Annotated in this window: 15 protein-coding genes; 9 read left to right on the forward strand and 6 right to left on the reverse strand. The window is 62.1% G+C overall.

Annotated features, from left to right (window positions below; all coding sequences use genetic code 11):
• Window positions 1-88 precede the first annotated feature (88 nt).
• Window positions 89-1,186, forward strand: a complete 1,098-nt coding sequence (locus RLCC275e_RS04515) for an NADH:flavin oxidoreductase/NADH oxidase (RefSeq protein ID WP_033182906.1) — start codon at window positions 89-91, stop codon at window positions 1,184-1,186.
• A gap of 233 nt (window positions 1,187-1,419) precedes the next feature.
• On the opposite strand, the gene betA is transcribed toward RLCC275e_RS04515, so the two are convergent.
• The 3 genes from betA to betI form a co-directional block, all read right to left on the reverse strand.
• Window positions 1,420-3,072 carry a choline dehydrogenase gene (gene betA, locus RLCC275e_RS04520; protein WP_033182907.1) on the reverse strand — a complete coding sequence of 551 codons (1,653 nt, stop codon included), beginning with the start codon at window positions 3,070-3,072 and terminating at the stop codon, window positions 1,420-1,422.
• A 192-nt stretch (window positions 3,073-3,264) separates the two neighbouring features.
• Complete coding sequence (betB, locus tag RLCC275e_RS04525) at window positions 3,265-4,728, reverse strand: betaine-aldehyde dehydrogenase (RefSeq protein WP_033182908.1); 1,464 nt, start codon at window positions 4,726-4,728, stop codon at window positions 3,265-3,267.
• A complete protein-coding gene (betI, locus tag RLCC275e_RS04530) occupies window positions 4,725-5,351 on the reverse strand; it encodes a transcriptional regulator BetI (RefSeq protein WP_033182909.1) in 627 nt (208 codons plus the stop codon). Before betI ends, betB begins: the two co-directional genes overlap by 4 nt.
• Before the next feature lie 154 nt (window positions 5,352-5,505).
• Between betI and RLCC275e_RS04535 the strand changes: the two genes are divergently transcribed.
• From RLCC275e_RS04535 to RLCC275e_RS04555, 5 genes are all read left to right on the forward strand, one after another.
• A complete protein-coding gene (locus RLCC275e_RS04535; protein WP_033182910.1) occupies window positions 5,506-6,054 on the forward strand; it encodes an HdeD family acid-resistance protein in 549 nt (182 codons plus the stop codon).
• 199 nt (window positions 6,055-6,253) lie between these two features.
• A complete protein-coding gene (locus RLCC275e_RS04540; protein ID WP_003546415.1) occupies window positions 6,254-6,496 on the forward strand; it encodes a ribbon-helix-helix domain-containing protein in 243 nt (80 codons plus the stop codon).
• A gap of 159 nt (window positions 6,497-6,655) precedes the next feature.
• Complete coding sequence (locus RLCC275e_RS04545) at window positions 6,656-8,494, forward strand: bifunctional diguanylate cyclase/phosphodiesterase (RefSeq protein WP_050516835.1); 1,839 nt, start codon at window positions 6,656-6,658, stop codon at window positions 8,492-8,494.
• Between the two features lie 174 nt (window positions 8,495-8,668).
• Window positions 8,669-9,664: an NAD(P)H-quinone oxidoreductase gene (locus RLCC275e_RS04550; RefSeq protein WP_033182911.1), complete on the forward strand. Its 996-nt coding sequence runs from the start codon at window positions 8,669-8,671 to the stop codon at window positions 9,662-9,664.
• Between the two features lie 160 nt (window positions 9,665-9,824).
• Window positions 9,825-10,604 (forward strand): class I SAM-dependent methyltransferase, encoded by a 780-nt coding sequence (locus tag RLCC275e_RS04555; protein WP_033182912.1) that lies wholly within the window; start codon window positions 9,825-9,827, stop codon window positions 10,602-10,604.
• A gap of 275 nt (window positions 10,605-10,879) precedes the next feature.
• On the opposite strand, the gene RLCC275e_RS04560 is transcribed toward RLCC275e_RS04555, so the two are convergent.
• Window positions 10,880-12,307, reverse strand: a complete 1,428-nt coding sequence (locus RLCC275e_RS04560) for an MFS transporter (protein WP_033182913.1) — start codon at window positions 12,305-12,307, stop codon at window positions 10,880-10,882.
• 101 nt (window positions 12,308-12,408) lie between these two features.
• On the opposite strand from RLCC275e_RS04560, the gene RLCC275e_RS04565 reads away from it, so the two are divergent.
• A complete protein-coding gene (locus tag RLCC275e_RS04565; RefSeq protein WP_033182965.1) occupies window positions 12,409-13,032 on the forward strand; it encodes a helix-turn-helix transcriptional regulator in 624 nt (207 codons plus the stop codon).
• 28 nt (window positions 13,033-13,060) lie between these two features.
• On the opposite strand, the gene RLCC275e_RS04570 is transcribed toward RLCC275e_RS04565, so the two are convergent.
• Entirely contained in the window at window positions 13,061-14,272 is a 1,212-nt protein-coding gene (locus tag RLCC275e_RS04570) for an MFS transporter (protein ID WP_033182914.1), read from the reverse strand.
• A gap of 707 nt (window positions 14,273-14,979) precedes the next feature.
• Between RLCC275e_RS04570 and RLCC275e_RS04575 the strand changes: the two genes are divergently transcribed.
• Window positions 14,980-15,987 (forward strand): asparaginase, encoded by a 1,008-nt coding sequence (locus RLCC275e_RS04575; RefSeq protein ID WP_130707389.1) that lies wholly within the window; start codon window positions 14,980-14,982, stop codon window positions 15,985-15,987.
• Between the two features lie 128 nt (window positions 15,988-16,115).
• Window positions 16,116-16,856 (forward strand): hypothetical protein, encoded by a 741-nt coding sequence (locus tag RLCC275e_RS04580; RefSeq protein ID WP_033182916.1) that lies wholly within the window; start codon window positions 16,116-16,118, stop codon window positions 16,854-16,856.
• On the opposite strand, the gene RLCC275e_RS04585 is transcribed toward RLCC275e_RS04580, so the two are convergent.
• A complete protein-coding gene (locus RLCC275e_RS04585; RefSeq protein ID WP_033182917.1) occupies window positions 16,831-17,586 on the reverse strand; it encodes a DeoR/GlpR family DNA-binding transcription regulator in 756 nt (251 codons plus the stop codon). The genes RLCC275e_RS04580 and RLCC275e_RS04585 overlap by 26 nt on opposite strands.
• Window positions 17,587-17,657 lie beyond the last annotated feature (71 nt).

The raw sequence follows: 17,657 nt of genomic DNA on the forward strand, positions 1-17,657 counted from the left end.
CGAAGGATCGAGCGCACGGATTAACCCCTACGCCAGCGGCGTCGGCAGATCCGTGCGGTTGATTGATATTCATTTTAAGGAGATTCCATTGCCCAGCTTGTTCGACCAATTCACGCTGAAAGGCGTCATCCTCCGAAACCGCATCGCGGTATCCCCTATGTGCCAATATTCCGCAACGGATGGCGTCCCGAACGACTGGCACGCCGTCCATCTCACAAGCTTGGCGCGCGGTGGCGCTGGCCTCGTCAACGTCGAAGCCACGGCTGTCTCTCCGGAGGGGCGGATCACGCCGGGCTGCACCGGTCTTTGGAATGATGTCCAGGCCGAGGCCTTTGGGCCGATCGTCGCCAGCATCGAAAAGGCGGGCGCCGTCGCAGGGATCCAGATCGGCCACGCCGGCCGCAAGGCCAGTGCAAACCGTCCTTGGGAAGGCGACGATCATATCGCCGGTAGCGATCCGCGCGGCTGGGAAACCATCGCACCGTCCGCCATCGCGTTCGGCGGCGGCTTGGCGAAGGTGCCGCGCGCCATGACGAAGGCCGACATAGATCGCGTCCGTGGCGATTTTGTCGCTGCAGCGATCCGCGCGCGCGACATCGGATTCCACTGGCTCGTGCTGCATTTTGCTCACGGCTATCTCGGCCAGAGCTTCTTCTCGCCGCATTCGAACCAGCGCGACGACGAATATGGCGGCAGCGCCGATAACCGTGGACGCTTTCTCCTCGAGACGCTGGCGGCTGTTCGTGAAGTCTGGCCCGAGGATCGTCCGCTGACGGCTCGCTTCGGCGTCATCGAGTTTGACGGTCGCGACCAGGAAACCCTGCGGGACGCGATTGATCTCGTTGGAAAATTCAAGGAGGCCGGCCTCGACTTCATCGACGTCAGCCTCGGCTTCTCAACCCCGGCCGCCAATATTCCCTGGGGTCCAGGGTTCATCGCGCCTTACGCCGATCAAGTCCGCAAGGCCACTGGCCTCCCCGGTGCCGCAAGTTGGAACATCACTCAACCGGAGCAAGCGGACGAACTCATCCGAAGCGGGCAGCTTGACCTGGTTATGATCGGCAAAGCGATGCTCGCCAATCCGCATTGGCCCTACGAAGCCGCGCGCAAGCTCGGTGTCGAGCGTCCGGCCTGGACATTGCCTGCCCCCTACGCACATTGGCTCGCATCCTACCGCGCTGCCTGAGTGATCGGGGCTCTCGAACAGCGTTGAGGGCCCTTGTCTTTTCGCTTTAAAAAAACGAACCACGGCCCGCTGATTCAGGGTTGCGATATCGCAGACATCGCGCCTCACGTCAGACGGGTTGGGCCGTGACGGCTATCTTGCTGACGAATGCCTCGGTCGCTGGCTTTGTCTGCGTCCGTCGAAGCCTTTCGGTACTGCATAGACGGACAAAGTAACGTCGGACGGCTCGCTTCTTATCGATCGCTGACGGCCGCGCGCGGGTTGACCCAGGGTTCCTGGTTCGAGCGCGCCAGCGGCTGTTTGCCGAGGATATGGTCGGCCGCCTTCTCTCCCGTCATGATCGACGGTCCGTTCAAATTGCCGTAGGTGACGTGCGGGAAGATCGAGCTGTCGGCGACGCGCAGGCCATCGACGCCGATCACCCGCGTTTGCGGATCGACCACCGCCATCGGATCGTCCTTGGCGCCCATCCGGCAGGTGCCGCAAGGGTGATAGGCGCTTTCCAGATGTTCGCGCAGGAAAGCGTCGATCTCTTCGTCGCTTTGCACGCTTTCGCCCGGCTGGATCTCCGGCCCGCGATAGTCGTTGAAGGCGCTCTGCCCGAAGATCTCGCGGGTGAGGCGCACGCAGTGGCGGAATTTCTCCCAATCCTCGGCATTGCTCATATAGTTGAAGCGCAGCACCGGGTCGGCTTTGGGATCGGCGGAGCGCAAGCTCACGCTGCCGCGCGATTTCGACAGGTTATAGCCGACATGGACCTGGAAGCCGTGGCTCTTCGCCGCCGCCTTGCCGTCATAGCTGATTGCCACCGGCAGGAAATGATACTGGATGTCGGGCTGCTTCAGCCCCGGCGCCGAGCGCAGGAAGGCGCAGGCCTCGAACTGGTTGGAGGCGCCGAGCCCGCCGCGCGAGAGCAGCCATTGGGCGCCGGCCACCCCCTGCCAGAACCACGGCAGCCAGGAATAGAGCGACACCGGCTTGGTGCTGACCTGCTGGAAGTAGAATTCCATATGGTCCTGCAGGTTGGCGCCGACGCCCGGCCGGTCGGCCTTCACCGCAATGCCCATGTCCTGCAGATGTTGGCCGGGACCGATGCCCGACAGCATCAAGAGCTTCGGCGAATTGAAGGAGGAGGCCGAGACGATCACCTCGCGGTTGGCCTTCACCACCTCGATCCTGCCGTTGCGTTCGATCTCGACGCCGGTCGCCCGCCCGTCCTCGATCACGATCTTCTGCGCAAAGCCGTAGACGATCCCGACATTCTGCCGTTTCAGCGCCGGTCGCAGATAGGCATTGGCGGCAGACCAGCGGCGGCCGCCGAAGATGGTCTGCTCCATCAGCCCGAAGCCTTCCTGCTTGCTGCCGTTATAATCCTCCGTCGTCTCGAAGCCTGCCTGTTTGCCGGCCTCGACGAAGGCCTGGAAGAGCGGATTGGTGAAGCCGCCGCGCTGGACATGCAGCGGCCCGTCGGTGCCGCGCCAGCCCTCTTCGCCGCCATGCGAATGTTCCATCCGCTTGAAATAGGGAAGCACGTCGGCATAGGCCCAGCCGCTGGCGCCGAGCTCTTCCCAGCGGTTGAAATCCTCGGCATGACCGCGCACATAGACCATGCCGTTGATCGACGAGGAACCGCCGATCACCTTGCCGCGCGGCGCGGTGATGCGCCGGTTGTTGAGGTTCGCCTCCGGCTCGGATAGATAACCCCAGTTATATCTCTTCATGCTCATCGGCCAGGCAAGCGCTGCCGGCATCTGGATGAACGGCCCAAAATCGCTGCCGCCCGCCTCGATGACGATGACACTGTTCTTGCCGTCTTCCGACAGACGGTAGGCGAGGGCGGAGCCGGCGGAGCCCGAGCCGATGATGACGAAATCTGCTTGTTGCATGACGTTCCCTTTAGATTCTTTTGCAACTGGAAAACCCCGCCCCAACCCCTCCCCACAAGGGGGAGGGGCTATTATGCGGCACCGGTTTTATCCTCCTTCGACCTCATCGCTTGTGGCGCTGATTTTGGAGTGAGGCGGTGCAACAGGTTAAGCCCCTCCACCTTGTGGGGAGGGGTTGGGGCGGGGGCTTGATCAATAAGGCGCCACCACCGGCCCCATGCCCACGTAAACCGTCTTCAGCTCGGAATAATGCTCCAACGCGGCCAGCGAATTCTCGCGGCCGAAGCCGGATTGTTTCGAGCCGCCGAAGGGGATTTCCACCGGGCAGAGATTATAGGTGTTGATCCAGAGCGTGCCCGCTTCCAGCCGGTCGACGACGCGGTGGGCGCGGGTGAGGTCGGCGGTGAAGACGCCGCCGGAGAGGCCGAATTCGCTGGCATTGGCGCGGGCAATCACTTCGTCCTCGGCGTCGAAATCGAGTACGCACATCACGGGGCCAAAGATCTCCTCGCGGGCGATGGTCATGTCGTCGGTGACGTCGGCAAACACCGTCGGCTGCACATAATAGCCTTCGCCGGAGACGTTGTTCGGAATGCCGCCGCCGGCAATGAGTGTTGCGCCCTCGGCCTTGCCCTTCTCGATATAGGAGATCACCTTCTCGCGCTGCGCCCAGGAGACCATCGGCCCCACCTGCGTCGCCTCGTCCATCGGGTCGCCGATCAGCATCGCCTCAGTGCGGATTTTCAGCCGCTTCAGGAACTCGGCCTTAAGAGCCTTCTGCACGAAGACGCGTGTGCCGTTCGAGCAGACTTGGCCGGTCGAATAGAAATTACCGAGCATCGCGCCGCCGACCGCCGAATCGAGATCGGCATCGTCGAAAACGATCAGCGGCGACTTGCCGCCGAGTTCCATCGTCACGTGCTTGAGGTTGCCGGCCGCAGCCGCTGCGACCCTGCGCCCGGTCGGCACCGAGCCGGTCAGCGACACCTTGGCGACATCGGGATGGTTGACCAGCAGCGGCCCGGTATCGCGATCGCCCTGGATCACATTGAAGAGCCCCTTCGGCAGTCCTGCCTCATGCAGGATCTCGGCGATCTTCAGCGCCCCGAGCGGCGTGTTTTCGGACGGTTTGAACACCATGGCATTGCCGCAGACAAGCGCCGGCGCAGCTTTCCAGCAGGCGATCTGCTGCGGATAGTTCCAGGCGCCGATGCCGACGCAGACGCCGAGCGGCACCCGTTTGGTATAGGCAAAATCCTGGCCGAGCGGGATCTGCGAACCGTTGAGACCGGCCGGCGCAATGCCGCCGAAGAATTCGAAGGCATCCGCACCCGAGGTCGGGTCAGCGACAACAGTCTCCTGGATCGGCTTGCCGGTATCGAGCGTTTCGAGTTCGGAGAGCGCCCGGTTTCTCTCTCGCATGATGTCGGCCGCCCGCTTCAGGATGCGCCCGCGCGCCATCGGGCTCATCGCCGCCCATTCCGGCTGGGCGCGTTTGGCCGCGGCGATCGCCCGTTCGACGATCGCGGGCGTTGCGGCATGCAGCCGGGCGATCACCTCGCCGGTCGCCGGATAGAGGCTCTCGATGACGGTGCCGTCGGTATCCTCGACATATTCGCCATCGATGAAGTGCGAGGCTTTCGGCTGGGCTTTCATGTCATTTGTCCTTGGGTGGTTCGATGTGGTCGTCCCCTCTCGCTCCGGGGAGAAGGGGAGGCGGTGGCCAAAAGCGCATTCAGATAATCTTCCGTCAGCGCAATCGAAGCTTCAATGCCGATCGGCGCGGATTTCAGACTTTGCCTGATATAGAGCCCGTCGATCATCGCCGCAGCGCCTTCGGCCATGCGTTCTGCGGCGTCAGCCGGCAGCAGCACTTTCAGATCGGCCAGCAGATTGGAGCGCAGCCGTCGCGCATAGATCACCAGGAAGCGCCTGGTCTCTTCCGAGCGCTGCGCTTCGGCGTAAAAGGCAAGCCAGGCGGCGACCGTGTCCGGCGCGAACTGATCGGCATGGAAGCTGACGCGGATGACGGCCGAAAGCCGCGCGCGCGGCGTCCTGGCTGCCGCAAGCGCCGTCACCGTATCGTTGCGCAATTGTCTTAGAAGCGAGCGTATGGTCTCGATCAACAATTGTTCCTTGCTGCCGAAATAATGATGCGCCAGGGCAGGCGACACGCCGGCCTGGCGGGCGATGTCGGACATGGTGACGGCAAGCGAGCCGTGATCGCCGATCACCCGCAGCGCCGCATCGACAAGCGCCTTGCGGCGTACCGGCTCCATTCCGACCTTCGGCAACAAACCACTCCTTGAAATCAGCGACAGGTTATTTTTGATTGATTGATCAATCAATAAAAATCTTTGTCGATTTGACCGGACGCGGATCTTTCCCTGTCAATTTGCTGCAACATATTCTCAACCTGACAGGAGGTGCATCATGACCGATGTCTTTGAGGGGACGCCGACATCTTCGCTGCAGTCGAAATGGATCTGGTTTACCGGCCTCGGCGTGCTGCTGCTCGTCTGCGGTCTGATCGCGCTCGGCAATCTGATGCTCGCCACCGTCGTCTCGGTCTATTATGTCGGCATGCTGATGCTGTTCGGCGGCGTGATCTATCTCGTCCATGCCTTCCAGGTGCGCGGCTGGGATCATGTGCTGTTCTGGATACTGAGCGGCCTGCTCTATGTGCTTGCCGGCATCTGCGCCTTCATCAATCCGATCCTGACCTCGGCGGCGCTGACACTGTTTCTCTCGCTCGCACTCGTCGTCGCCGGCGTCTTCCGCACCTGGGTCGGCATGCGCATGAAGCCTACCAAGGGCTGGCGTTGGATCGTCGCAAGCGGTGTCATCACCGCCCTTGCGGGTTTCGTCATCGCGCTCGGCTGGCCGGTGAACAGCCTGTGGATCCTCGGCCTGTTCCTGGCGGCCGATCTCATCGTCCAGGGCTCGACGATGATCGCCTTCGGCCTCGGCATCCGCAGTTGAGATTGTGGACAGCGGCCGTTCTTTTTTTGACAAGTCTATGACAGGGGATTAAACTTAAGGGGTTACGGGCCGATCCCAGCACGCGGACGGTCCTATGTGCGAATGCACCAAGGCACCGGCGAGATCGCCGAGAATGCTGAAAATGGTCATGCGTCCCCCAGAGGCAGGGTTCTGTCTGATCAGAAAAGGGAGGAAGTTCATGCCGATGGTCACCGTTTCCATCTCTCCGCAACAGGCAGCGGGCATCCGCGCCGCCGTCGATAATGGCGGCTATGCCTCGAGCAGCGAGGTCGTCCGCGAGGCGCTCCGCCTCTGGGATAGCACCCGCAAGCTCAATGAATTCCGGGACGATGTTCTCGACGACGAGGGCGTTCCGTCAGGCGGCAGATGCGTCGCCGACATGTTCGCCGATCACGAAGCGGAGCGCCGCCGCTCCGCCTGAATAAGCGTTTGATTGCATTGTAAAAATTGAATAAACGCGAAACGCGCAGGATACCCTTGCGCGTTTCATAAAACTTTCACACTGGCGAAAGAGTTCATTGATCCTTCTGCGGCATGTTCCGGACGAAAAAGAACAAGTCACAGTGGAGATCGGCCCACAATGAAGACCAGCCATGTGAAGACTGGGGTGTCCTTGGCTGCCACCGTCGCGCCGGATGTCCTGCGCCGCTACGCCAGCGAACAGATCGTAACCCTTGCCAAACTCGTCGTCGAGAATGCCTTCCAGCCGATCGTCGAGGCCGGCACCGGCACGGTTTTCGGCTACGAATCCCTGATGCGCGGCCAGGAACGCATCGGCTATGATACGCCCCTCGAAATCCTCGACGAGGCTCACCAGGCCGGCCAGCTGCTGCAACTCGAACAGATGGTCGCCAGCCGCGCGCTAGCCAAATTCGCGACGCTATCGAATTTCTCCACCTCGACGCTGTTCCTCAATCTCGATGTCCGGCTGATCCCGCATGGCGAACACCTGGTCGAGAGCCTGCTGCAGCATCTGCGCAAGGCGAATATTCCGCCGTCCTCCGTCTGTTTCGAATTCTCCGAGCGGTTCGACAATACCAGCGTGCCGGAATTTTCCGGCCTCGTTTCCAGGCTGCGCAAGGCCGGTTTCAAGCTGGCGATCGACGATTTCGGCGTCGGTCACGGCGAGATGAAGCTGCTCTGCGATTATCCCGTCGATTATCTCAAGATCGACCGCCATTTCGTCGCCGAGATCGACCGCAGCCCCCGCAAGCGCCATCTGTTGAAGAGCATCGTCAACATCGCCCATGTGCTCGGCACGCGCGTCATCGCCGAAGGCATCGAGACCGAGGCGGAATTCATCGCCTGCCGCGAATATGGCGTCGACCTCGTCCAGGGCTGGTTTATCTCGCGTCCGACGACACATATGTCCGAGCTGGCGCCGTCCTTCCCGCATCTGCAGGAGCTCGGCAAGAGCAGGCGGGGCAGCCAGTCGCTCGACGAAATCCTCATCCGCAAGCAGATCGAGCTGCTGCCGACGGTCTATGAGAACGACGGCATCGACAGCGTCTTCGAACTCTTCCGCCGCAATCCGCGCCAGGCTTTCTTTCCCGTCCTGAACGCCAATGACGAGCCGCGGGGCATCATCCACGAGCATCACCTCAAGGAATATATCTACCAGCCCTTCGGCCGCGATCTCTTGAAGAACAAGATGTACGAGCGCAGCATCTCGCATTTGGTCGAGATGGCGCCGATCGTCGGCCTCGACAGCGACGCCGAGCATCTGATGGCGATCTTCGCCAATATGGAAGGCAGCAACTGCCTGATCCTGACCGACAATATGCGTTATGCCGGGGTCGTCTCCGCCGCATCGCTAATCAAGGTCATCAACGAGAAACAGCTGAAGACCGCGCAGGACCAGAACCCGCTCACCGGCCTGCCGGGCAATCGCGCCATCCGCGATTTCATGCGTCAGTCAGGCCGCGACGGCGATGAGCTCCGCCATTTCTGCTATTGCGACTTCGACAATTTCAAGCCGTTCAACGATGCCTATGGCTTCCATCTCGGCGACCACGCGATCTCGCTGTTTGCCGCGCTGATGCGCCGCTATTTCTTCGCCGAGCGCCATTTCCTCGGCCATGTCGGCGGCGACGATTTCTTCATCGGCATCGTCGGCTGGACCAAGGAGGAACTGACGGAGATCCTCGAGCGGCTGATCAGCGATTTCCACGACGACGTGCGCGGTCTCTATTCCGACGAGCACCGCGCCGCCGGCCGCATCCTCGGTCACGACCGCACCGGCGCCGAAGCCTTGTTCCCGCTGATGCGCTGCTCGATCGGCGTCATCGAACTGCCGCAGGGCCTCGTCATCGACGATATCGACCGCGTCAGCGCCGAGATCGCCATCATCAAGTCGTCCGCCAAGGACAGCGAGCAAGGCCTGGTCTTCCATCTCCTACAGCGCCGCACTTCTTTTTAGACGCGCAAAGGACGCTGTGGCACTTATGCAGTGGGCGAGGCGAATTGACGCCTCTGCCACATCAAGTCTTCCCAAGCCTGCGGGGCTGATTTACTTCCTGTGTTTTACACAAGAAGCCAGAGCGGTTCCGCACACTTCCACCAAAAGCTGAACCGCTCCAGGGAGGAGCCGGTCATGCCATTGCCTCAGGATATGCGTTTCGTCGATCTGCCGTCCTTCGGCGGGCCGGAGGTGATGACGATCGGCAGGCGCTCGCTTCCTGTACCCCAAGACGGGCAGGTTCTGGTGCGCGCCGAGGCGATCGGCGTCAACCGACCGGATATTGCCCAGCGCCAGGGCAACTATCCCGCGCCGAAGGATGCGAGCCCGATCCTCGGCCTTGAATTGTCGGGCGAAATCGTTGCCGTCGGCCCGGGCGTCAGCGGCCATGCCGTCGGCGACAAGGTCTGCGGCCTCGCCAATGGCGGCGCCTACGCCGAATATTGCCTGCTGCCGGCAGGCCAGATCCTGCCCTTTCCCAAAGGCTATGACGCGGTCAAGGCGGCGGCTTTGCCTGAGACCTTCTTCACCGTCTGGGCCAATCTCTTCCAGATGGCCGGGCTGACGGAAGGCGAGACGGTGCTGATCCATGGCGGTTCCAGTGGCATCGGCACGACGGCGATCCAGCTCGCCCGCGCCTTCGGCGCCGAGGTCTACGCGACGGCGGGCTCGAAGGAGAAATGCGAGGCTTGCGAAAAGCTTGGCGCCAAACGTGCGATCAACTACCGGACCGAGGACTTCGCCGAGGTGATCAAGGCCGAGACCGGCCACGGCGTCGATATCATCCTCGACATGATCGGCGCCGCCTATTTCGAGCGCAACATCGCCTCGCTGGCGAGGGATGGCTGCCTGTCGATCATCGCCTTCCTCGGCGGCGCGCTCGCCGAAAAGGTCAATCTCTCGCCGATCATGGTCAAGCGCCTGACGGTCACCGGCTCCACCATGCGGCCGCGCACGGCGGAAGAAAAACGCGCCATCCGCGACGACCTGCTCTCGGAAGTCTGGCCGCTGCTCGCGGCCGGCACCGTCGCCCCCGTCATCAACAAGGTCTTTGCCTTCGACGAGGTCGTCGAAGCGCACCGCCTGATGGAGGACGGCAACCATATCGGCAAGATCGTGCTCACCGTCTGAGGTCAGCTTCGGACCAGCATTCGTGCGCAAGGTGAAGCTGATCCTGGCTGTTTGTGAGTCTCCGGGGTCGTTAAACAGTCGTCTGATCGAAACCTGGCCCCGAACTGCGCATCTTGATGTGGCGTTGCTTGCGCGTTGTACGGTCCCTACGAGGAATACAATGGCTCTATTCCACGCCTGCCCCATCTGCCGCAGCAGAATTCCGCATTTCGTACCGCTCCCGCGCTACTACATCGACAAGGCGGTCGAGCACGGCTTTCCCTATCGCATCGATGAATTCGAGACGATCAACCATCAGGCCTATAGCTGCCCCAATTGTCATTCAACCGATCGCGACAGGCTCTACGCGATGTTCCTGACGCCCGTGTTCCAGCGCCTCAACCATGCGCATCCCTTCCGGTTTCTAGACATTGCGCCGGGCCGGGCCTTGAGCTTCTGGCTCAAGAGTTACCCGCATATCTTCTACCGCAGCTGCGACATGCATATGCCCGAGGCAGACGACAAGGCCGATATCCACAACCTGCCCTATGCCGACGAGAGCTTCGACTTCGCGCTTTGCTCCCATGTGCTCGAACATGTCGAGGATCCGGTGCGTGCCACCGCCGAAATCCGGCGTGTTCTTAAGCAGGACAGCATCGCCATCCTGATGGCGCCGATCTGCCTGTCGATAGAGGACACCTATGAAAATCCCGAAGTGACGACGCCGGAAGGCCGCTGGGCGCATTTCGGCCAGGACGACCATGTGCGCATCTTCTCAAGGTCCGGGTTCATCGATGTGATCCAGCGCGCCGGTTTGGCGGTTCAGCAAGTTCCGGTCACCGAATTCCTGACGCCCGAGGTCTGCGATACCTATGGCATCGGCCGCAGCTCCGTCCTCTATCTCGGCGTAAAGCAGCAGGCCGCCCAGCAGGAGCCGGAACCGGAGCGCAACGTCGCCTAATGCATGTCGCCCGGAAGTGTGCAGCGGTTCCGGGACAACGACACGCATGAAAACAAAGGGCTAAAGCGTGTTGCATGAATCAAATTTGATGCGACGCGCTTTAGCGTGTGATGCCGAAAAGTGTGAGCGGGTTTCTCATGACATCATGCTCTAACTCTTGAATTGAGAACAGGATTCAGATTTTAGGTCGACAGAGCCTAAAATCTTCCTGTTCTAAGAGCACAACAAGCGTTCAATTATGAAAAGGCGCCTCCGAACCCGAGGGGGCGCCTTTTTCATTTTCGGCTATCTCTCAGTGTCATCGCAGCCGCAACTGCGACGATGCCGGGCAGCGCCATCAGCAGATAGAGCCAGTGCGCCGCCGACAGCGCGCCTGCTATGCCGCCGGGATCGACGAGGCCGGCGCCATTGGCGATGACGCCGGCAAAGGCGGCCCCGAAGGCGCCGCCGAGCGAACTCATTGTCGGGATCGCGGCAGAAGCCTTGTCCTTCTCGTTGTCGGCGACGAGTTTCAGCACCATGGCGACGAGATGCGCCCAGCCGAGCCCGATGCCGAAGCCCATCATGAACATGCCGATCGCCGCCGGCAGGATGACGAGCATATGTGCCTCGGAATTGTCGCTCGCCAGGAAAATCGCCAGCGAAGCGGTCGCTGCTGCCTCGATGAGAGCGCCGATGACGATCGCCGCATAGGCCCGTCTGCCGGTCAGCGAGCCGCTGAGGAAGGCCGCGAATGTCCAGCCAAGGGCGACGAGTGCCACCAGATAACCCGATACGAGTGGTGCCACCCCATGCAGGGTCTGCAGGAAATAGGGAATAAAGACATCGCTGACGAGCACGACGGTCATGGCGAGCATCGTCAGATAGACCCGTGCAATCGGCCGGGAAAGGCTGACGGCGCCGGACGACAAGAGCCGGTTCGGGCTTCGGCCCTCGATGAAGAGCATGCCGGCGACCGCGACGACCGAGGCCGCGATCAAAGCGATTTTCGCGCCCGTCGTCTCGATCGCGCCGGCCGCACTCACCATTAGCACGGCAGCAAGCAGCAGTCCGATCTGGGCAACCGGGGTTTTCTCCTGCTCGCGGTCGTCCTCGACCTCGGGCAGAAGCCGAGGCGCCAGGAACGCCATCAGCAGGCCGAGCGGCACGAGCACGATGAAAGCATAGCGCCAGGCGTGGCCCGCAGAAAAGAAGCCGCCGAGCGTCGGCCCGATGACGGTCGAGACCCCCCAGATTGCTGCGTAGAGCGTCGATGCCTTCGGCCACAGAGGCTCGGGATAGACGAAGCGGATGAAGGCATAGCCGAGCGCGGCAAGTGCGCCTGTTCCAAGACCCTGCACCGCACGTCCGATCAGCACCACCGGCATCGACGGTGCGGCTGCGGCAATCAGGCTGCCGACGCCGAAGACCAGTGCTGCGATCACATAGACGGATCGAAGCCCGATGCCGCGTGGCCGCATGGCGACAAAGATCGAGCCGAGCACGGCCGCGGCGACGAACAGGCTGGTGACCCAGGAAAACAGCGCGAGGCCGCCGATATCGCGCACGATCGAAGGCGCGATCGTCGCCATGATGTAACTCTCCACAGCATAAAGCGTCACGCCGCCTGCCAGCATCAGCGTTGCCGGCAGGTGCTCGGGCAAAAAGAGGCGGAAGACGGAGCTAGCGTTGGCGACGGCTGCAGTCTGGTCGATATTCGACATGGGAGGGCCTTGAGATTTTTGCTGGCGAAGGATTATTTTCCAAGTTATAGATTGGAAAATTACACGCCACCTTAAATTAAACAAGACTTGACTTGGAAAATATGCGCCAATCCCCAGCCAACCGGATCCTGATCCTGATAAAGACCGACGGGCCGCAGCTCGCCGCCGCGATCGGCGATGCGCTCGGCATATCAGGCGAGGCCGCCCGCCAGCAGCTGTCGAAGATGGCGGAGGAGGGGCTGGTGGAACCGGTCACCGTTGTTGGCGCAGGCCGGGGCCGACCGCGCCAGCTCTGGCACCTCACAGCCAGCGGCAACCGCCAGTTCCCGGATGGCCATGCTGAGCTGACGGCAAATCTCCTCGGCACGCTCGTCGAACAGCTCGGCCCCGCAGCCCTCGATACCGTCATCTCCGCCCGCGAAGCCGAGACGCTGCAGCGCTATCGGCAGGAGCTCGGCAAGGCGCATGACCTCGCCTCGCGTGTCGAGGCCCTTGCCGGCATCCGCACCCGCGAGGGCTATATGGCCGATCACTGGCAGGAGGCGGACGGCTCCTTCATGCTGGTCGAAAACCACTGCCCGATCTGCGCCGCCGCCACCGCCTGCGCCGGCTTCTGCCGCTCCGAACTCGAAACCTTCCGCGCCGTCCTCGGCGCCGATATCGAGCGCAGCGAACACATCCTGCGCGGCGCCCGCCGCTGCGCCTATCGCATCACGCCGCATTGACCGATATCGCTCGCAAGCGGCTGGCGCTTCAAGCCGGCTGCCGCGCCTGCCGCCGGCTGCTTTCGAGATAGAGCAGCACTCCGATCGACGCGAGACCCGCGGCCGCGCCGACGAAGGCGGTGCCGGAATAATCGGTGATCGCGGTGCCGAAGGCGAAGAGGCCGGCGCTGATGCCAACCCCAATGAACGTGTTCAGCGAGATCAGCGAGGTTCCAAGTCCCGGCCGGTCCGCGATCAGGTCCTGCAGATAGGTGATCGGCACGCTGAGGATCGCTGCCGCCCCGCAGGCGTTGAAGAGGAGCAGTGCATAGACGTGCCAGGGTGCGGAAGCAAAGCCGAGCAGCAGTAGATAGACGCAATAGATCAGTGCGCCGAAGGCGAGCACATGCACGCTTCGGAAACGGCGCTGTGCAAAACCCCACATCATCATGAACGGCATCTCGAGCAAGGCCGTCAAGCCTGCCATGAAGCCGACATCGACGACGGTGCCGCCGGCCGCATGGGTGATGATCAGCGGCAGGAGCATGGCGTTCAGCCGCTGCAGCCCGAACAGCATCGCCATGACGATAACGCGCGACAGCACATGCGGCACGAAGATCCGTTTCAGCGAAGCAAAGAAGCCGACTGGATCGGGGGCAGGGCCGGCGGCGCCATTTCGGGGTGCGAAGAAGAAATACAGGCAGAAGCAGGTGCAGCTTGCCAATGCCGCGATCCCATAGGCCGGCGTCATCGACGGCGAGCTGACGAGATAGAGGCCGATCAACCCCGGCGCCAGCGCCCATGAGCCGGAAAAGAGTGCCCGCACCGTTGCGGTGATCGCCGCCCCCTGGCCGCGGTCCATCTGGTTGGTCCTGGCGCGCAGGCTGGCAAACAGCAGCGAATAGGTGGAATTGCTCATCGGCACCAGCAACAGGGTGGAGAAGATGAAGACCACGGGGCTATGAATGATCGCGATCGACCCGAAGCCGAGCATGCCGGCGACGCAAAGCCCCAGCACCAGCGGCCGGCGCTCTTTCAGCCTGTCCGACCAGATGCCGAGCGTCAGGCTCGTCGTGACGTTGACGATTGCCGAGAAGAACACCAGCGCCGAATAGGCGCCATTGCTCAAGCCGAGTTCATTGATCCCGATGATCGACTGGTAGGGTGCGGTCGACGCATAGGTGAAGGCGAGCGCGACGAGTGTCACGGTCGGAATACGGATCCTGTTGTCGCGAAGGATCAAGGAAAAGGTGGATGGCATGGGGCGGTTCCTGATGCACCACTCTTAGCCGCATCGGATCCATCAGAGAAACGATAGTTTTCGATCGCCTCGGTCAAATTATGTGATGAATGTTTGGACGATGTGATCGCCGAACGAGCCTGCGGCGAGGCTGAGCCTCAAACTGGTAAATTCGCCGTGCTCATGGCCGATTGACTCTATCAATCTTCTGCCCTTAGTGCTCGCCGGGGTTGATCAATTGGATGGGGACAATGAAATTTCGCTTTGTTGGCGCAGTTGCGCTCTCTTTCGCCGTTGCAGGTTGCAGTAGCGTTGCCCCTGACGGTCGGCCGCTCGTTCAACACTTCTTTCGGGATCTTGTGATGCGGGGATGTGGTTTCCAGATGACATGGGAATCGGCGAGAGAAGCCACAGATACTTTTAAGCCAGTTATACCGACTGACCGAGAACGCATGATTGACAGAGGTCTCATGAGGGCTGCGATTGCAATTTGCGGCAAGGCGAAACCCGGAAATAAGAGCAAAGCCATCGAAGTCCAGGTTCCTGACACTGGCGGTGTCCTGCGGAAAATCGTTGTCGAAAGAGAATAAAAGCGCAGGCGCGCCAGATGCTCCATCAGGCAGGCCCTCGCGCAGCCGCCTAACCCTTGCAAAGCGTCAACCCCGTTGGCTTTCGCCGCGTGACGCGTTATGGACTGCGCTATCCCGCCAGCATCCGGATAAAAGCTCATGACCAATCCCGTCACCGTCGAAGTCACCCGCGGCCTGCTCGTCGAAAGTCGCCATCGCGGCGCGGTGGCTGTGGTCGATGGCGATGGCAAGCTTGTCTTCTCGCTGGGCGACATCGAGGCCGCGGTCTTCCCGCGCTCGTCCTGCAAGGCGATGCAGGCGCTGCCGCTGGTCGAGAGCGGTGCTGCCGATGCCTATGGCTTCGGCGACAAGGAATTGGCGCTGGCCTGCGCGTCGCATAATGGCGAGGAGGAGCATGTGGCGCTTGCCGCGTCCATGCTGTCGCGCGCCGGTCGCGATGCGCAAGCGCTGGAATGCGGCGCTCACTGGTCGATGAGCCAGAAGATTCTGATCCAGCAGGCTCGCACGCTCGATGCACCGACCGCGCTGCACAACAATTGCTCGGGAAAACATGCCGGTTTCATCTGCGCCTGCTGCCATCAGGACCTCGATCCGAAGGGTTATGTCGGCGCCCAGCACCCGCTGCAGGTCGAGATCCGTGCGGCGATGGAAAGCCTGACCGGCGCCGTGCTCGGCGCCGATAGCTGCGGCACCGACGGCTGCTCGATCCCGACCTATGCCGTGCCGCTGCGCAGCCTTGCCCATGGTTTTGCCAAAATGGCGACCGGCACCGGCCTGGAACCCTTGCGCGCCAAGGCATCCCGCCGGCTGATCGAGGCCTGCATGGCCGAGCCCTTCTATGTCGCCGGTTCCGGCCGCGCCTGCACGGCGCTGATGCAGATCGCCCCCGGCCGCATCTTCGTCAAGACAGGCGCCGAAGGCGTCTTCTGTGCGGCGATCCCGGAAAAGGGCATCGCCATCGCGCTCAAATGCGAGGATGGCATGACCCGCGCCGCCGAAGCCATGGTGGCGGCGACACTCGCCCGTTTCTTCGAGACGGAGGATGAGGTGCATGCGGGCCTGATGGCCCATGCCGCAAAGCCGATGCGCAATTGGAACGGCATCCATGTCGGCGATATCAGGGTCACCTCCGCCTTGGCCGGATGAGTCGAGCTTTCGTATATAAGTTATTAGAAAAATAAGAATTGCCTAATATAAAGGAGTACGTCCTGCGATCGCGGATGCACACTTTTGCGGCGACGTGAGCACAGTCCTGGAAGCCGTGAGGGCAGGGCATGTTTGCAGGCCGCTATCTCTGGTGGATGCTGATGGGTATCGGCATCTTCATGTTCGCCGCGCTGAGCCTCGATTATATCACCTGGCTCACGATCCAGCTGTCCGGCTGCGGCGATATGGCCGGCGCCTGCGAGCCGGTTCTCCGGCTGATATCGGGCGTGCTCAAACCCGCCTGCATCTGGACCGCGATCGGCATACTCTTCATGGCGACGCTGCTGCGTCTTCACACGCTCTCGCTCCTCTGGTTCTGGGGACCGATCGTCGCTGTCTGGTTCGTCGCCTCCACACCGATCCTGCTCTTCCTGGCGGCGGATGCGGCGGCGCTGGCGCAGCCCGCCACCCTGGCCGCACTGCCCGTCGCCTTCCTGTTTCTGGCGGCTTTCGCAGCCTATCTCATGTTTGCCCTCGAGGATGGCGACAGGCCGCCGCTTGCAGCCTCGGTGCCGTTGCGTCTCACACTCCGCCAGACGGCGGTCTACGGCGCGCTTGCCGGTGCAGCCTTCATGCCGGAACTGTCGCGGATCGCCGGGACCCTGCTCGACATGCCGGCACTTTCCGTCATCATCGCGCTGGCGCAGCCCTATCTGCAGACGGTGCTCACCTTTGGAACCGGCAGCATGGCGCCGGCCTATGCCGTGCTGGCGGCCTTCATCGCGGCCCTTGCCGCAAGTCTCTTGCCGCATGCTGCAGCACCTCGGCCCTCCCGCAGCGCCGTCATACTGCGGCGATTGCGCCGTTGAGATCGCGATAGGATTTCAGCAGTTCGGCCGTCATCTCCATGGGCACGATCAGCCCCGCCACCTCGGAAATGCCGAGCACCGGGCAGGGCGAGACGAGGTCGAACTTCTCCTCGGTCAGCAGCACATGCGTTTCGGCCGAGCAGCGGGCGATGTGCCGCTTGATCGCCGCTTCCTCGAAATCGCCGGTGGAAAGCCCGTGCACCGGATGGGCAGCCGTCACCCCGAGGAAGAAGAGGTCGGGGCGAAGCTGCGAGATCGCCGCCATCGCTGCCGCTCCCGTCGCCACCATCGAATGTTTGTAGAGCCGTCCGCCGGTGAGGATCACCTCGGCTGTCGGGTGGTGTTCCAGCTCGGCAGCGATCGTCGGGCTGTGGGTCGCAACCGTCAGCGGCATGTCGCGCGGCAAGTGCCTGGCAATTTCCGCCGTTGTCGTGCCGCCGTCGAGGAAGATCATCTGTCCGGGCTTGACCATCGCCGCCGCCGCCGCCCCCAGCCGCGCCTTGATCTGCGACGAGACGCTGCGCCGAGCGGTAAAATCCGGCAGGTCTGGCGCCAGCGGCATCGCCCCGCCATGCACCCGTTTCAGCAGCCCCTCCGCCGCCATTTCCCGGAGGTCACGCCGGATCGTGTCCTCCGAAAGCGCGAAATCCTCGGCGACGCGCTTGGCGATCACCTGGCCGTCACGGCGCAGGATGTCGAGAATGAGGCTCTTGCGTTGGGTTGTCAGCATCGGTTCTCTGCACGAAATTAAACGTAATGGCCCGATATTGCACGAAGTGACTCGACATTCAAGAAATATCG

Origin of the sequence: Rhizobium brockwellii (genome assembly GCF_000769405.2) — a bacterium.
Lineage (GTDB): Bacteria > Pseudomonadota > Alphaproteobacteria > Rhizobiales > Rhizobiaceae > Rhizobium > Rhizobium brockwellii.